We start from the raw sequence: 16406 nt of genomic DNA, 5'->3' as shown, positions 1-16406 counted from the left end.
TGGTCTAAGACACGGCGCGCGCGAGGGCAACCTGGCGCTTGGCTCGAGGGACGCGCGGATGCGCGCCCTTTTTTTGTGCCCAAATTCCTGCCGTGAGACTTAATGCCTAAAAGAACCGACATCTCGACGATCCTCATCATCGGCGCTGGCCCCATCGTGATCGGTCAGGCCTGCGAATTCGATTATTCCGGCACCCAGGCCGTGAAAACCCTTCGCGAAGAGGGCTATCGCATCGTTCTGGTCAACTCCAATCCGGCCACCATCATGACGGACCCGGAACTGGCGGACGCGACCTATATCGAGCCGATCACACCGGAAATCGTCGCCAAGATCATCGAGAAGGAGCGCCATGTGCTCCCCGGCGGTTTCGCGCTGCTGCCGACCATGGGCGGCCAGACCGCGCTGAACTGCGCGCTGTCGCTGCGCCAGCAGGGCACGCTGGACAAATTCGACGTCGAGATGATCGGCGCCACGGCGGACGCCATCGACAAGGCAGAAGACCGACAGCTTTTCCGCGAGGCCATGACCAAGATCGGCCTCGAGACACCCAAGTCGCGGCTGGCGAATGCCTCGGCGCTGAAAAAATCCTTTCGCGACAAGCATCACGCGGAACGGGAGAAGCTATCCGGCGACGCGCTCGCCGAACACGAGCGGCAGTGGATTCTCGGCGAAAGTGACCGCCGCAAGCGCTATCAGGAACACGCGCTCGGCGAAGCGTTAATGGCGCTCTCCGAAATCGGCCTGCCCGCGATCATCCGCCCCTCGTTCACCATGGGCGGCACCGGCGGCGGCATTGCCTATAACCGCGAGGAATTTCTCGACATCATCGAGCGCGGGCTCGACGCCTCGCCGACCAACGAAGTGCTGATCGAGGAATCCGTTCTCGGCTGGAAAGAATACGAGATGGAGGTTGTCCGCGACAAGAAGGACAACTGCATCATCGTCTGCTCGATCGAGAACCTCGATCCGATGGGCGTGCACACCGGCGACTCCATCACCGTCGCCCCTGCCCTGACGCTGACCGATAAAGAATATCAGATCATGCGCGACGCCTCGCTGGCGGTGCTGCGCGAGATCGGCGTCGAGACCGGCGGCTCGAACGTGCAGTTCGGCGTCAATCCGGCCGACGGCCGCATGGTCGTGATCGAAATGAACCCGCGCGTGTCGCGCTCTTCGGCGCTGGCCTCGAAGGCCACCGGCTTCCCGATCGCCAAGGTCGCGGCGAAGCTCGCGGTCGGCTACACCCTCGATGAAATCGCCAACGACATAACCGGCGGCGCGACGCCGGCGTCGTTCGAGCCGACCATCGATTACGTCGTCACCAAGATTCCGCGCTTCGCCTTTGAAAAATTCCCCGGCGCGTCCACCACGCTGACCACGTCGATGAAGTCGGTCGGCGAAGTCATGGCGATCGGCCGCACCTTCCAGGAAAGCCTGCAGAAGGCGCTGCGCGGGCTCGAGACCGGCCTCACCGGCCTCGATGAAATCGAGATCGAAGGCCTCGGCCAGAGCGACGACAAGAACGCGGTGCGCGCGGCCCTCGGTACGCCGACCCCCGACCGGCTGCTGCAGGTCGCGCAGGCGATGCGGCTCGGCTGGACCAACGAGGAGATCTTCACCTCGTGCAAGATCGACCCGTGGTTCCTCGCTGAGATGCGCGGCATCATCGACATGGAAGCCAAGGTCAAGGCGAACGGCCTGCCCGGCAACGCCCACAGCATGCGCATGCTCAAGGCGATGGGTTTCTCCGACGCCCGCCTCGCCGTGCTCGCCAACACCACCGAGGCCGAGGTGAAAGCCGCGCGCCGTGCGCTGAACGTGCGCCCGGTGTTCAAGCGCATCGACACCTGCGCCGCCGAATTCGCCTCGCCCACCGCCTATATGTACTCGACCTATGAGGCCCCGTTCGCGGGCGCGATGGCCGACGAGAGCGCGCCGTCCGACAAGAACAAGGTCATTATTCTTGGCGGCGGGCCAAACCGGATCGGCCAGGGCATCGAGTTCGACTATTGCTGCTGTCACGCCTGCTTCGCGCTGCATGACGCCGGCTACGAGACCATCATGGTCAACTGCAATCCGGAGACGGTCTCGACCGACTACGACACCGCGGACCGGCTCTACTTCGAGCCGCTGACCGCCGAAGATGTGCTGGAGATCATCGACACCGAACGCAGCAACGGCACGCTTCACGGCGTCATCGTGCAGTTCGGCGGCCAGACGCCGCTGAAGCTCGCGCATGCGCTGCAAGCGGCCGACGTGCCGATCCTCGGCACCTCGCCGGACGCCATTGATCTCGCCGAAGACCGCGACCGCTTCAAGCGCGTGCTCGACAAGCTGCGCCTGAAGCAGCCGAAGAACGGCATCGCCTATTCGGTCGAGCAGGCGCGCCTTGTCGCCGCCGACCTCGGTTTGCCGCTCGTCGTGCGCCCATCCTATGTGCTTGGCGGCCGCGCCATGCAGATCATCCGCGAAGAATTCCAGCTCGGCGATTACCTGCTCGGCACCCTGCCGGAGCTGGTGCCCGCCGACGTCAAGGCGCGCTATCCGAACGACAAGACCGGCCAGATCAACACTGTGCTCGGCAAGAACCCGCTGCTGTTCGACCGTTATCTGTCCGACGCCACCGAAGTCGACGTCGACTGCCTGTGCGACGGCAAGGATACATTCGTCGTCGGCATTATGGAGCATATCGAGGAAGCGGGCATTCACTCCGGCGACTCCGCCTGCTCGCTGCCGCCGCACTCGCTCGAACCTGCGGTGATCGCCGAGCTCGAACGCCAGACACGCGAACTCGCGCTCGGCCTCGACGTCGTCGGCCTGATGAACGTGCAGTACGCCATCAAGGACGGCGATATCTACGTGTTAGAGGTCAATCCGCGCGCCTCACGTACGGTGCCGTTCGTCGCCAAGGTGGTCGGGATTCCGGTCGCAAAAATCGCCGCACGCATCATGGCGGGCGAGAAGCTCGCCGACTTCAAGCTGAAGCCGCCCAAGCTCAACCATGTCGGCGTCAAGGAATCGGTCTTCCCGTTCGCGCGCTTCCCCGGCGTCGACACCGTGCTCGGGCCGGAAATGAAGTCGACCGGCGAGATCATGGGCATCGACACCTCGTTCGCGGTGGCGTTCGCCAAGAGCCAGCTCGGCGGCGGTACCCGCGTGCCGCGCAAGGGCACGGTGTTCGTATCGGTGCGCGAAATCGACAAGGCGCGCATTCTCGACGCGGTCAAGCTGCTGTCCTCGCTCGGCTTCAAGGTGATCGCGACGTCGGGCACGCAGCGCTTTCTCGCGGAAAGCGGAGTTCCGGCCGAAAAGATCAACAAGGTACTGGAAGGCCGCCCGCACATCGTCGACGCCATCACCAACGGCGAGGTGCAACTCGTTTTCAATACCACCGAGGGGCCGCAAGCGCTGGCCGACAGCCGCTCGTTGCGACGCGCTGCCCTCTTGCATAAAGTGCCATATTACACCACTCTTTCAGGTGCATTGGCGGCGGCACAGGGCATCCGGGCCTATCTGGGCGGGGATCTCGAGGTCCGCACCCTGCAAGGTTACTTCCCCGATCTCTGAAATTGGTAGCCGGTCATCCCGACCGGCATAGTATAGGTGGAACTTGCGGCGGGAACCGCCCGGCCGCAGTCGTGTTCTCATTCGTTGCCCGGCGGCCGTAAGCCAACGGGATCAAACAAGATGTTTCGTGCACGCGGCAACAGTCCGTCGCGCGAAATGCAAGGACGACGAAATGGTTGACAAGGTACCGATGACCCCAGGCGGATACGCCGCTCTGGAGGTTGAACTGAAGCAGCGCCAGTCGGTGGATCGCCCGCGCATCGTCGAGCAGATTGCCGAAGCACGTTCGCATGGCGACCTGTCGGAAAACGCCGAGTATCACGCAGCAAAGGAAGCACAGTCACATAACGAGGGCCGCATTGCGGAAATCGAGGACAAGCTTGCGCGCGCCGACATCATCGACGTCTCCAAACTGTCCGGCGACACCATCATGTTCGGCGCGACCGTGACGCTGGTCGACGAGGACACCGAGAAGAAGGCCGTCTGGCAGATCGTCGGCGAGCCCGAGGCCGACGCCAAGAAGGGCCGCATCTCGATCACCTCCCCGCTGGCGCGCGCGCTGATCGGCAAGAAGAAGGGCGCGTCCGTCGAAGTCGTCGCGCCCGGCGGCGCCAAGGCTTACGAGATCACCAAGGTGGACTGGAAGTAAGCGGGCCACCGATTCGCGATTGCGTCTAGCAAATGGCCGGGTCAGACCCGGCCATTTTTGCATCCACGGCGTCGTCTCCGCGAAGGGCGGGGACCCATCTCGATCTGCGGGAGTTCGACGTATTCTCGCCAGTGCCCGCAACGGACCGCTGTGCTAGAATGAAGAAGATCGGTCCCCGCTTGCGCGGGGACGACGGTGGTTTGGGATATGCCGCGTTCTCACGTGATGATGGTGCTGCTGATGGTGGTCATCGCCGCCACCGGCGCGCGCGCCGCCGAGATCGACATTCCACCGCCGGGCAAGCCGAGAGAACTTTCGGTCTACGTCAACCAGCCGAACTGCCAGCGCTGGACCGACGACTGCGTGAACTGCGCGCGCGGGGCGAACGGCGAGGCGCCGGCCTGCTCGAACATCGGGTTTGCCTGTCAGCCCAAGGCCATCCGCTGCACCGCCGTAGACATTTCGCAGGGCGAACCGCAGAGGAAGTAGCAGGTTTCCAACCGGAAACCTGGGCACACGCATAACACTGCGCTCCAAGAATTATTCCGGATTGTCCCACGAAATCGTCATTGAGTCGGCTTGCTGCAATCTTCCGCTCAGGCGGCCGGCGGGATAACAACAAAGTGTGTGGAATCAAACAGGGGGATTTTCCATGGACTTCGGGTTTCTCGCGCCATACCGGCCACAGCTTCTCAGCGTGCTGCGCATCATGACCGGCCTGCTGCTGTTTCAGTTCGGCGTCGCCAAGATTCTTAAATTCCCGGCGGTGCCGATGTTCGCCAACCCGCCGACGATCAGTCTGGTCGCCGGCGGAATCGAGCTGGTGCTGGGCGCGCTGCTGATCATCGGCCTGTTCACCCGCCTGTCGGCGTTCATCCTGGCCGGCGAAATGGCCCTCGCCTACTTCATCGGTCATATGTTCAAGACCGGCAGCGCGGTTTTTCACCCGCTTCTGAACGGCGGCACGCTGGCGGCGATGTTCTGCTTCGCGTGTCTTTATCTGGCGAGCGCGGGCCCCGGCCCGTGGAGCGTCGACGCCTCGCGCGGCAAGGCCTGATCGCTATCGCGTCCGGACACGATCCATCCTGAAAGCCGGTTTGCGGCTTTCAGGATCAAGTCCTGAAAAAGAACACAACCGTCAAACCCGCGCCGATGGCCACCACCACGGCGCGGATTACTTTTTCCGGGACGCGGCGCGCGAGACTGACGCCGTAATATCCGCCGATGGCTGAAGCGGCGATCGTCACCAGCGCCTGCGGCCAGTGCACCAGGCCGCCGGCGATCAGCAACGCAGCCGACATGATCTGAATCAGAAATGCGACAACAATCTTGGTCGCGTTGGCCTTGTGAAAATTTCCGCTTTCAAGGATGGCCAGTGCCGCGAGCATCATGATGCCCGTGCCGGCTCCGAAAAATCCGCCATAGATCGCCACCACCATCATCAGCACATAGGCGGCAATCCGCGCACCCGCATGCTGTCCGCGCGACCACGGTTCAACGAAGGCGCGGATCTGGTTGCTGAACGCGAACAGCAAGGTGGCCAGCAACAGCAGCCACGGCACCAACGGACGGAAACCGCTATCGCCGAGCCCGATCAGCAACAGCGCGCCGGCACCGCCGCCGATCAGTCCGATGATCGCGAACGGGATCATCTCGCGATAGTACGTGCGGACCTCGGAACGATAGGCCGCGACACTTGCGAGATTGGCAGGCGTGAGGGCGACCGCGCTGGTGGCGTTGGCATCCAGCGTCGGCAGGCCGCTGACAACGAGCGCGGCGAAGGTAATGAACGTGCCGCCACCGGCGACAGCATTGACGGTGCCGGCAGCGAATCCCGCCACCGCCAGCACAACGATCTGGAATAAGGTCACGTCAGCCCCATCACGCAATTGGGCGAGGGAAGCGCCCGGCTGTCAGTTTTTAGAGGGTCGTGCTGCGGAGGAGAATGCCTCTACGCCGGTGAGGCACTATGCTGAAACGCACGCACTCTGCCGAACTGCTTCAGCCCTGCGGGACTTTCAGTTCAAGCGGAACGTCCGGGGCATCTTTGGAATTGTGCAGCACCAGCGAGGTCCGCACGTTGCGCACATGGGGCGCCGCGGTGAGGTGCGAGACGAAATTCTGGAAGGTCGCCATGTCCGGCGCGACACATTTGAGAATGAAATCGATCTCGCCCGACAGCATCCAGCATTCGCGCACGAGAGGCTCGTGACGGACGAATTCCTCGAACGCACGCAAATCGGCATCGGCCTGGCTGGACAGATGCACCGAGGCGAACACCGTGACGTCAAAGCCGAGCGACGGCGGATTCAGCAACCCGCGATAACCGAGGATATAACCCTCATCCTCCAGCGTCCGGACCCGGCGCAGACACGGCGGCGGCGAGATCCCGACCCGCTTGGCCAGTTCCACATTGGTGATTCGGCCATCGGCCTGAATCTCGCTCAGAATTTTCAGATCGATTTCGTCGAGGCTTTTTGACACGAGCGTCCCGAATCCGGCGTTCGCTTCATTTGCAGCGCCTTCCGTGCGAACGCCGGATTCGAAAGGACGCTAGAAAGTTATGGATTCCAGTGTGGTTTTGGTTCGCAGGTCCGTACTCGAGCACACGGCGGACACAATACGGACCTGCGAACCACCACACGGGTGTCCCATCCCTGGCGGCCGGATCGGTCCGGCCGGTTTTCTGGACTGTTCTAACCATCAGCCGTCCTTCGCGCAATTTTATTTCGCGTGCACGCTATGTCATGGCTAGCTGGGGAAAATCTCATGATAGGGGTTGCATATCTTGCATAGCTCGCAGGATGGCCTACATTCGGAACATGCACTTTTAACAGCCCAGCGATGCCTTTGCGGGCATTTCCCGCCTCTTCGCTGATCAATCCATGCAACAAAACCTCTAAGGGTCGCGTTATGGCCGCTCCCATTCATGCCAAGGTTGTTATCATCGGATCGGGCCCCGCGGGCTACACAGCGGCGATCTACGCCGCCCGCGCCATGCTCGAGCCCGTATTGATCCAGGGCATCCAGCCTGGCGGCCAGCTCACCATCACCACCGACGTCGAAAACTATCCGGGATTTGCCGACGTCATCCAGGGCCCCTGGCTGATGGAGCAGATGGAAAAGCAGGCGGCGCATGTCGGCACCAAGATCGTCACCGATCACGTCAACAAGCTCGAGTTGAGCCAGCGCCCGTTCAGGATCACCACCGACAGCGGCGACGTTTATCTCGCTGACGCCGTGGTCCTCTCCACCGGTGCCCAGGCGCGCTGGCTCGGGATTCCGTCGGAAGAAAAATTCAAGGGCTTCGGCGTATCGGCCTGCGCCACCTGCGACGGCTTCTTCTACCGCAACAAGCAAGTGTTCGTGGTCGGCGGCGGCAACACCGCCGTCGAGGAAGCATTGTTCCTGACCAACTTCGCCTCGAAGGTGACGCTGGTTCATCGCCGCGACAGCCTGCGCGCCGAACGCATCCTGCAGGACCGCCTGTTCAAGCATCCCAAGATCAGCGTGATCTGGGACAGCGAAGTTGACGAAATTCGTGGTTCGGAAAATCCCTCCAAGGTGACCCACGTCCGCCTGAAAAATCTCAAGAGCGGCACGGTCACCGAGCACGCCGCCGACGGCGTGTTCATCGCCATCGGCCATGCACCGGCGACCGAGCTCGTCACCGGCCAGTTGAAACTGAAACCCTCCGGCTATGTCGAGATCGCACCGCATTCGACCGCGACCTCGGTGCCCGGCGTCTTCGCCGCGGGCGACGTCGCGGATGAAACCTATCGCCAGGCCGTCACAGCTGCGGGCCTCGGCTGTATGGCGGCGCTGGAAGCGGAACGCTTCCTGGCACACAGCGCAATCGAACGCGCAGCGGCGGAGTGACCATGCCTCGAACACGCGATGGATTAAGCGATATGGATTGGGACAAGCTGAAGGTCTTCCACGCGGCTGCGGAGGCGGGAAGCTTCACGCATGCGGGCGAGCAACTGGGGCTGTCGCAGTCAGCCGTCTCCCGTCAGGTCAGCGCGCTGGAGCAGGAACTGTCGGTCTCGCTGTTTCATCGCCACGCGCGCGGGCTGATCCTCACCGAACAGGGCGACCTGTTGTTCCGCACCGCGCATGATGTCTTCATGCAGCTGCAGGCGGCGCGCGCAAAACTCACCGACAGCCGCGAGCGGCCGAGCGGCGACCTCAAGGTCACCACCACACCTGGCGTCGGCATCAACTGGCTGATTCCGCGGCTCGGCGAATTCACGGCGCTCTATTCCGACATCCGTATTTCGCTGATCGTGACCGACGAGGAACTCGACCTGTCGATGCGCGAGGCTGACGTCGCGATCCGCACCCGCAAGCCGACCCAGCCGGATCTCATTCAGCGCAAGCTGTTCTCGATGGGCTTCCACGCCTACTGCTCGCCGGAATACGTCAAGCGCCATGGCACCCCGCGCACGCTCGACGAACTGGACGCACACCGGATCATCGTGCTCAGCGACCAGAACGTTCCACAGCATCTGCAGAACCGGAACTGGCTGATCGACGCCAACCGCAACGGCTCCGGCCCGCGCGAGCCCGTGTTCAAGGTCAACAACATCCTGGGTCTGGTGCGCGCATGCCAGCAGGGCCTCGGAATTGCTGCGCTGCCTGATTACCTCGTCGAGGACAATAACCGGCTTGTGCAGCTGTTCAGCGAGGCTGACTCGATTCAGTTGGATACGTATTTTGTTTATCCCGAAGAATTGAAGTCGGTGGCGCGCGTGCAGGTTTTCCGGGACTTTATCGTGAGCAAAGCCCAGCGCTGGCCGTCCTAATCGCCCGTACCCGACGTTTGCTTCATGTTGCAGCGCCGTCCGAGCAAACCTCGGACGCGAAGGACACCAGTAAACAATAACTCCAGTGATCCTTTGGTTCTGACATTCGTAAAATGCCGGCGAAAGATATGTACGAATGTCAGAACCGGATCACCGGCCGTGTTCAAACGGGCGTTTGAGCCCGCATCCTGAGCATGACTGACATACCGGGATCGGAGTTGTCCGCATGGGAAGTCGGGGCCCATACTCTCTTCACACTGAATGAGCGTTTTGCGCACTGTCCCCCTCCTCCAGCGAAACGCGCGCTCAGTTATCCCTCTTGGAAGGTGATTGTGTCGGCCTCACGTGGCCAAAAACTAAACAGGCCGGGCTCCTTAGCCCGGCCTTTTTTCTGCGTGATCGTCCGGACGGACTATCTTACGCGTGCAGCTTCGCGCGCGACAACCGGAGCGCGTTGCCGATCACACTGACCGACGACAGCGCCATCGCCGCAGCGGCCAGCATCGGCGACAGCAGGATCCCGAACGTTGGATAAAGCAGTCCGGCCGCAACCGGAATGCCCGCCGCGTTGTAGAGAAACGCGAACACCAGGTTCTGGCGGATGTTGCGCATCGTCGCGCGCGACAACAGCCGCGCTTCCACGAGCCCGATGAGATCGCCGCGCAGCAGTGTGATGCCGGAGCTCTCGATCGCGACATCCGTGCCGCTGCCCATGGCGATGCCGACATCCGCGGCTGCCAGCGCAGGCGCATCGTTGATGCCGTCGCCGGCCATGGCCACGACGCGGCCTTCGCTGCGCAGCCGCGCCACGACGTCGCCCTTGCGCTCGGGAAGGACGTCGGCCTCGACCTCGGTGATGCCGAGCGTCTTCGCCACCGCCTGCGCCGTGGTGACGTTGTCGCCGGTCAGCATGACAATGCGCAGGCCGTCGTCGCGCAACTGCCTGATCGCGTCCTGCGCACTCGGCTTGATCGGATCGGCGATGGCGATGATGCCGGCGGCGCGGCCATCGACCGCCACATAGATCGCGGTCGCACCGCGCTCGCGCTGTGTCCGCGCCTCCGCTTCCAGCATCCTGATGTCGATGCTCGATTGCTGCATGATCACAGCGTTGCCGATCACAATCCTGCGGCCATCGACAGTGCCAAGCGCGCCCTTGCCGACCGGAGAATCGAAATTCTGCACGTCGCGAAGCTCGATGCTTTCGTCCTTCGCGGCGTTCAGGATCGCGAACGCCAATGGATGCTCGCTGGCCCGCTCAACGCTGGCAGCGAGCCGCAGCAGTTCGTTGCGCTCGAATCCGTCGGCGGGGACAACCGCCACCACTTTCGGCTTTCCTTCGGTCAGCGTGCCGGTCTTGTCGATCACCAGCGTGTCGACCTTCTCCATCCGCTCGAGTGCTTCGGCGTCGCGGATCAGGATGCCCGAACGTGCACCCCGGCCTACGCCGACCATGATCGACATCGGGGTCGCAAGACCGAGCGCACAGGGACAGGCGATGATCAGCACGGTGACTGCCGCGACCAGCGCGTAGGCCAACCGGGGCTCGGGACCGAACATGGCCCACACCGCGAACGCCGCGATCGCCACCACGATCACCACCGGAACGAACCAGCCCGCAACCATGTCGGCCAGACGCTGCACCGGCGCACGCGAACGCTGCGCCCGCGCCACCAGATCGACAATCCGCGCCAGCATCGTGTCGCGGCCAATCTTCTCGGCGCGCATCACCAGACCGCCGCTCTGGTTGACCGTGCCGCCGATCACCTTCGTCCCCACGGCTTTCTTGACCGGCATCGATTCACCGGTGACAAGGGATTCATCCACCAGCGACGATCCTTCGGTGACGACGCCGTCGATTGGAATTTTCTCACCCGGACGCACGCGCAGAAGATCGCCGACCGCGATGGCATCGATGTCGATGTCTTCGTCGCCCGCCTGCGAGATGCGGCGCGCGGTCTTCGGCGCAAGGCCAAGCAGCGCGCGGATCGCGCCGGAGGTTTGCGCACGGGCGCGCAGTTCGAGCACCTGACCCAGCAGCACCAGAACGGTAATCACGGCAGCAGCTTCGAAATACACCGCGACCGCGCCGTGCATGTCGCGGAACGCCTGCGGGAACAGCTGCGGCGCCAGCGTTGCGACCACGCTGTAGATGTAGGCGACGCCGGTGCCCATCGCGATCAGCGTGAACATGTTGAGATTGCGCGTTTTGACCGACTGCCAGCCGCGCTCGAAGAACGGCCACCCGCCCCACAGAACCGCAGGAGTCGCCAGCGCAAACGACACCCAATTGGACGTCTGCGCCGGCAACAGGTGAATGCCGCCAACATGCGCCGCCATGTCGATGACGAACACCGGCAGCGTCAGCGCCAGCGCGATCCAGAAGCGCCGCGTCATGTCGATCAGTTCGGGATCGGGCTTGTCGTCGAGCGAGACCGCCTCCGGCTCCAGCGCCATGCCGCAGATCGGGCAGCTTCCCGGCCCGACCTGCCGGATTTCAGGATGCATCGGGCAGGTGTAGATCGTGCCTTCCGGCAACTTCTTTTCCGCCACTGACGATTTCGGCGCGAGGAATTTCTCCGGCTCGGCCTCAAAGCGCGTGCGGCAACTCCCCGAGCAGAAGAAGTAGCGCTGCCCCTTGTGGTCAAGGTGATGCTCCGTCTTGAGCGGATCGACGCGCATGCCGCAGACCGGATCGATCACGCGCCCATCGGCATCAGCGTGCGCATGGCCGTGACCGGCGTGATCATGTCGCGTGTGGTCGTGTCCGGCGTGACCATGTCCGCCGCAGCAACTTTTCCCGTTGTCTGTATTCGCCGTCACGATTGCTCTCCTTGACCTATATACCCTATGGGGGTATATACATCGCCATGGGCCAGGAAATCAAGACCTCATGCCTGAAAAGGCTGAAACGGATCGAAGGCCAGGTTCGCGGTCTCGCGGGCATGGTCGATGACGATCGCTATTGCATCGACATCGTCACGCAGATCGCGGCGGCGCGCGCGGCGCTGCGGCGGGTTGAGGAAGAAATCCTGCGCGACCATATCGCCCACTGCGTCGAGCAAGCGATCAACGCGGGTGACAAGACCGATCAGCGCCGCAAGATTGTCGAACTGATGGATGTGGTCAGCCGCGCGGACCGATAGGCCGGCACGATCACCGGGTTACCTCTTCACGACATGGTTGATCGCGCGTTAGCTTCCGGCCGCGGCGCTTGATGAGTTCTCTGTGCGAGGAAATACCTGCGCCACAGCGCCTTCTGCGATTTGTTCGCTGAGCGTACGCTTCGCTGCGCGACTGATCGCAAACTCCGCACACGCATAGATCGAACATGCATCGGGGTATTTACGTGTTCTTACGCAATTCCCCGATAGCTGCCGACACTTGTTCTCGCGTTCTGCAGGTCGTTCGATGTTCAAGGTCTACAACTGTATCGCCACCGCCCATGATTTGTGGCTCGTGGGTCTCGCGGCTGTCATTTGTACATTGGCTTCGTTCGCGGCCATCAACTTGCTGAGGCATGCACGCTTCTCGGCAGGGCGCATGCGTCCAGTCTGGCTCGCGGTGTCCGCGATCTCGACCGGCTTCGGCATCTGGTCCACGCACTTCATCGCAATGCTCGCGTTCTCGCCGGGAATTCCGAGCGGCTACAATATCGCTCTCACCGTTCTGTCGCTCGCCGCCGCTGTCCTGCTCACCGCGGCGGGCCTCGCGATGGCGATGCTTCCCGGATGGCGGCTTGGACCGTGGCTCGGCGGCGCTGTCGTTGGAGGCGGCATCGCCACGATGCACTATCTCGGCATGGCGGCCTTTCAGATCGGCGGCGTCATCCTGTGGGATACAACTCTCGTCGCCGTATCGATCCTGCTTGGCACGCTGATCGGCGCGACCGCTCTTCCTGCCGGCCTGCACGGCACTTCGGAGCGCTGGCGGGTTGCCGGTGCGCTGCTGTTGACGCTCGCGATCTGCAGCCATCATTTCACGGCCATGGGCGCGGTCGCGATCATTCCCGATCCCACCGTCATGATCCCTCAAGCCTCTATTCCCGCCGGATGGCTCGCCATCGGCGTCGCCGTATCGAGCTTCACCATCATCCTGCTGGCACTGGGCGCCGCCGCCCTCGACATCCGCGACCAGCGCAGGTCCATGCTTGAAGCAGACCGGATGCGCGGTCTGGCCAATGCGGCGGTCGAAGGCCTGCTGGTCTGCGACGGCGACATCGCCGTGACGGCGAACACCAGTTTTGCGCAGCTTGTCGGCTCGTCGTCCGAGAAACTGATCGGCGCCAGGCTGGAATCATACATTCCGGATGCCGAGGCCCGTGCAAGACTGCTGGCGGCGCCGAACCAGCCGGTCGAGGCCGATTTGCGCCATGTCGATGGGTCCATGATTCCGGTCGAACTGATCCTGCGTCCGATCGATTTCGGCGGGCAGGCGCATCACGTCATCGCCGTCCGCAATCTGCAGGCGCGCAAGCAGGCCGAGCAGCACATCCGCTATCTTGCACACCACGACCCGCTGACGTCGCTGCCGAACCGCGGCACCTTCCATGCGCGGCTCGATCATGAAATCGAGGCGGCCGGGGCCAACGGGCAAAAGTGCGCAGTGATGTGCTTCGACCTCGACAGGTTCAAGGAGGTCAACGATCTGTTCGGACACGCCGCCGGCGACAAGGTGCTTCAGACCGTCGCCTCGCGCGTCTCCGCGCTCCTCGACAACACCTGCATGGTCGCGCGTCTCGGCGGCGACGAATTCGCGGTTCTGATGCCCGGGCTGTCCAATCCCGCAGCGGCGGGAAAGCTGGCCGACAATATTCTCATGGCGCTGAAACCCGGCGCCGACAAATCCGACAGTGACAATTTGACCTCGTGCAGCATCGGCATCGCGATCTGCCCCGACGACGCCGACAACCGCGAAGCGTTGCTCACCCACGCCGACACGGCGCTCTACCGCGCCAAGACGGAAGGCCGCGCCATTTACCGCTTCTTCGAGGCGAAGATGGGCGCGGAAGTGCACGACCGCAGGGTGCTGGAGCACGACCTGCGTCAGGCCGTGACGCGCGGCGAATTCAATCTGGTGTATCAGCCGCAGCAAGACATTCAGACCCGCAGGGTGGTCGGTTTCGAGGCGCTGCTGCGCTGGACCCACAAGACCCGCGGCTCGATCTCTCCGGCTGTCTTCATTCCGATCGCGGAAGAAACCGGCGCGATTCTCGGCATCGGTGAATGGGTGCTGCGCGAGGCCTGCAAGCAGGCGGCAAGCTGGCCGCAGCCATTGACGATCGCCGTGAACGTCTCTGCCGTGCAGATCTACAGCGAGCACTTCGTACAGCTGGTGCATGAGGTGCTGCTCGAAACCGGTCTTCCGGCGGACCGGCTCGAACTCGAAATCACCGAGACTGCGCTGGTCCGCGATCTCAACCGCGCGCTCACCACGCTCCGGCGCATCAAGGCGCTCGGCGTCCATATCGCGATGGACGATTTCGGCACCGGATATTCGTCGCTCTCGAATCTGCGCGCCTTCCCGTTCGACAAGATCAAGATCGACGGATCGTTCATCAAATCCGTCAACACCAATGCGCAGGCCGCGACCATCGTGCGCGCGGTGCTGGGGCTCGGGCGAGGTCTTGGCTTGCCGGTGCTTGCGGAAGGGGTCGAGACGCCGGCCGAACTGGCGTTCCTGCAGTCCGAACTCTGCACCGAGGTTCAGGGCTACCTGGTCGGACGGCCCGCACCGATCGCAAGCTTCGCCATGCTGACGCATGCCGACGGCGCGGTCGCCACGGGCGACGACGCTCGCGTCCTGCTGGCGCAGTCCGCCTGACGGCTTCTGATCGGGGGAAGTGGTACAGTTGGGTGGGATCGAACCACCGACCTCCGGATCCACAATCCGGCGCTCTAACCAGCTGAGCTACAACTGCATTTTCAATCGGACGGCCACCTGGAGGCGGCCCCGCCAAGGGCGGCGATTTCGCGGGAAACTAGGTGCAACGCCGCGCTTTTGCAAGACGCTTTGACCTGCCGAATGAGCGTCGCGAACAGCTCGTTATGGGGTCGCGCCGGAAGAACAAAAGGTTCATCCGGATGCACCTGTTCCGTGATCGGCGGTCCGGTCAGAGACCGGGTTTGAAGGCCTTGGCCGCTCCGGTGGCGATCGGCTCGACAGCTTCGACCGCGACCTTATGGGTCAGCGTGGCAAGATCCTGCGACTGCGCGCTGAAAACCTCGAACTGCTTGCGGGCATGCGCATTCATCAGCTCGAAAGCTTCCGGCAGCGATTTCACGCCCATCAGGCTCTGGGTAAAGGCGAAGGCCGCCTCGGTGTTGGTCTGGGCCATCCCGATCACCGTCGAGGTGAGGTCACCGGCGCCCTTGGCGGCCGACGTGACCATCGCCCCCAAAGCCCCGTTGTTGGAAACCGCCGCGTCCTTGAGCTTCTGGTAGCCGTCGCTGGCCTGGAAAACGCCCATCTCGGCGAAGGCGCGAAACTGCTCCGGGACCTTGAAGGGGACAACCGCAAACGGATCATTCGCGCTCATATCGATATTCCTTGTGTGTCTGGAATTGAATGGCCGGGGCGGTGCAACCGGCCGCGCAAGGCCTCCTGGGTAACTGTTGGGCCCTGCGCAAGATCAGTCTCTGTTTGGCACTATAGGCGAGACTTTGTGCATTGCAACAAAATACCACCCAGCCCGGCACATGCCTGATCCGGCGGGAGGCCGGATCAGGCTGCTGCTGGCGGGCTGAAACGCCCGGAAAACGGCTATTTGGGTTTGCTGGCATCCATGGCCGCGCGGGTCACAGCCTGGCCCATTTCGCTGGCCTGCTCGGCAAGCGCGCGCATCTGGCCCTGAACGTATTCGGTGTGCAGGCGCATCACCTCGGTCAGGTCCTTGGCGTGAATCAACTGCTGGGCGTAGGCCAGCGAGGACTGCACATTCTTCTCCGCAAAAGCGATGGCCTTGGCGCTGATGTCCTTGGCGGCCTCGCCGGGGGCGCCGAACGACGATCCGCCAAATGCGGACGCGGTCTGCTGGGCGCTGCTGATGAAGGATTCGAAGGCCTTGCGGGCCTGCTCCAGACTCGCTTCCGCCATTGAGCGCATTTCCTTCGGAATCTCGAACTGATTGCCTGCCATGTCGCACCCTCCTGTTACACATGCGGGCCCGTCTGCCGGACCCGTGTCCGCAATTCACCGCCGGGTGGCACCACATATGACGCAGCGCAACGACAGTTCCTGCCCGCCCATCGTGAACGTTTGAATATGTTTTGCAACACCCAACGCCCGAGCGGCGTTGAGGTTCAGCGCGCCGGGGAATTAACGTTATCGCTGGTTTGGATGGGTAGTCTCGCAGCGCACTGGTGGACCTTGCGGCAGCTGCGCCA

Annotated in this window: 13 protein-coding genes and 1 tRNA gene; 8 read left to right on the top strand and 6 right to left on the bottom strand. The window is 62.9% G+C overall.

From position 1 onward, the window contains the following. Window positions 1–102 precede the first annotated feature (102 nt). From carB to BN32_RS02145, 4 genes are all read left to right on the top strand, one after another. Window positions 103–3567: a carbamoyl-phosphate synthase large subunit gene (carB, locus tag BN32_RS02160; RefSeq protein ID WP_019195604.1), complete on the top strand. Its 3465-nt coding sequence runs from the start codon at window positions 103–105 to the stop codon at window positions 3565–3567. A 172-nt stretch (window positions 3568–3739) separates the two neighbouring features. Further along, entirely contained in the window at window positions 3740–4216 is a 477-nt protein-coding gene (gene greA / locus BN32_RS02155; protein WP_040425858.1) for a transcription elongation factor GreA, read from the top strand. Between the two features lie 207 nt (window positions 4217–4423). Next, entirely contained in the window at window positions 4424–4705 is a 282-nt protein-coding gene (locus tag BN32_RS02150) for a hypothetical protein (protein WP_040425857.1), read from the top strand. Window positions 4706–4868: 163 nt separating this feature from the next. After that, window positions 4869–5273 carry a DoxX family protein gene (locus BN32_RS02145; protein ID WP_019195601.1) on the top strand — a complete coding sequence of 135 codons (405 nt, stop codon included), beginning with the start codon at window positions 4869–4871 and terminating at the stop codon, window positions 5271–5273. A 55-nt stretch (window positions 5274–5328) separates the two neighbouring features. On the opposite strand, the gene BN32_RS02140 is transcribed toward BN32_RS02145, so the two are convergent. Beyond that, entirely contained in the window at window positions 5329–6087 is a 759-nt protein-coding gene (locus tag BN32_RS02140) for a sulfite exporter TauE/SafE family protein (protein WP_019195600.1), read from the bottom strand. A 130-nt stretch (window positions 6088–6217) separates the two neighbouring features. Beyond that, on the bottom strand, window positions 6218–6700 hold the full coding sequence (locus BN32_RS02135) for an Lrp/AsnC family transcriptional regulator (protein WP_019195599.1): 483 nt from the start codon (window positions 6698–6700) through the stop codon (window positions 6218–6220). 429 nt (window positions 6701–7129) lie between these two features. Between BN32_RS02135 and trxB the strand changes: the two genes are divergently transcribed. Then, the gene (trxB, locus tag BN32_RS02130) at window positions 7130–8095 is read left to right on the top strand and encodes a thioredoxin-disulfide reductase (RefSeq protein WP_019195598.1); all 966 of its coding nucleotides are present in this window, start codon (window positions 7130–7132) and stop codon (window positions 8093–8095) included. Between the two features lie 2 nt (window positions 8096–8097). Continuing rightward, entirely contained in the window at window positions 8098–9021 is a 924-nt protein-coding gene (locus BN32_RS02125) for a LysR family transcriptional regulator (RefSeq protein ID WP_040425356.1), read from the top strand. A gap of 417 nt (window positions 9022–9438) precedes the next feature. Here BN32_RS02125 and BN32_RS02120 read toward each other — a convergent pair whose 3' ends face one another. Continuing rightward, window positions 9439–11844, bottom strand: coding sequence for a heavy metal translocating P-type ATPase (locus BN32_RS02120; protein WP_244438077.1), 2406 nt, complete (start codon window positions 11842–11844; stop codon window positions 9439–9441). 47 nt (window positions 11845–11891) lie between these two features. On the opposite strand from BN32_RS02120, the gene BN32_RS02115 reads away from it, so the two are divergent. Further along, window positions 11892–12167: a metal-sensitive transcriptional regulator gene (locus BN32_RS02115; RefSeq protein WP_019195595.1), complete on the top strand. Its 276-nt coding sequence runs from the start codon at window positions 11892–11894 to the stop codon at window positions 12165–12167. Window positions 12168–12432: 265 nt separating this feature from the next. Next, window positions 12433–14844: a bifunctional diguanylate cyclase/phosphodiesterase gene (locus BN32_RS02110; RefSeq protein ID WP_019195594.1), complete on the top strand. Its 2412-nt coding sequence runs from the start codon at window positions 12433–12435 to the stop codon at window positions 14842–14844. A 20-nt stretch (window positions 14845–14864) separates the two neighbouring features. On the opposite strand, the gene BN32_RS02105 is transcribed toward BN32_RS02110, so the two are convergent. The 3 genes from BN32_RS02105 to BN32_RS02095 form a co-directional block, all read right to left on the bottom strand. Then, window positions 14865–14941 (bottom strand) — tRNA-His (locus BN32_RS02105). A 192-nt stretch (window positions 14942–15133) separates the two neighbouring features. Next, entirely contained in the window at window positions 15134–15559 is a 426-nt protein-coding gene (locus BN32_RS02100) for a phasin family protein (RefSeq protein WP_019195593.1), read from the bottom strand. Window positions 15560–15783: 224 nt separating this feature from the next. After that, window positions 15784–16158, bottom strand: coding sequence for a phasin family protein (locus tag BN32_RS02095; protein ID WP_019195592.1), 375 nt, complete (start codon window positions 16156–16158; stop codon window positions 15784–15786). Window positions 16159–16406 lie beyond the last annotated feature (248 nt).

Source organism: Afipia birgiae 34632 (assembly GCF_000308295.2).
Taxonomy (GTDB): Bacteria; Pseudomonadota; Alphaproteobacteria; order Rhizobiales; family Xanthobacteraceae; genus Afipia; species Afipia birgiae.
This window is presented reverse-complemented; position numbering and strand designations above follow the sequence as displayed.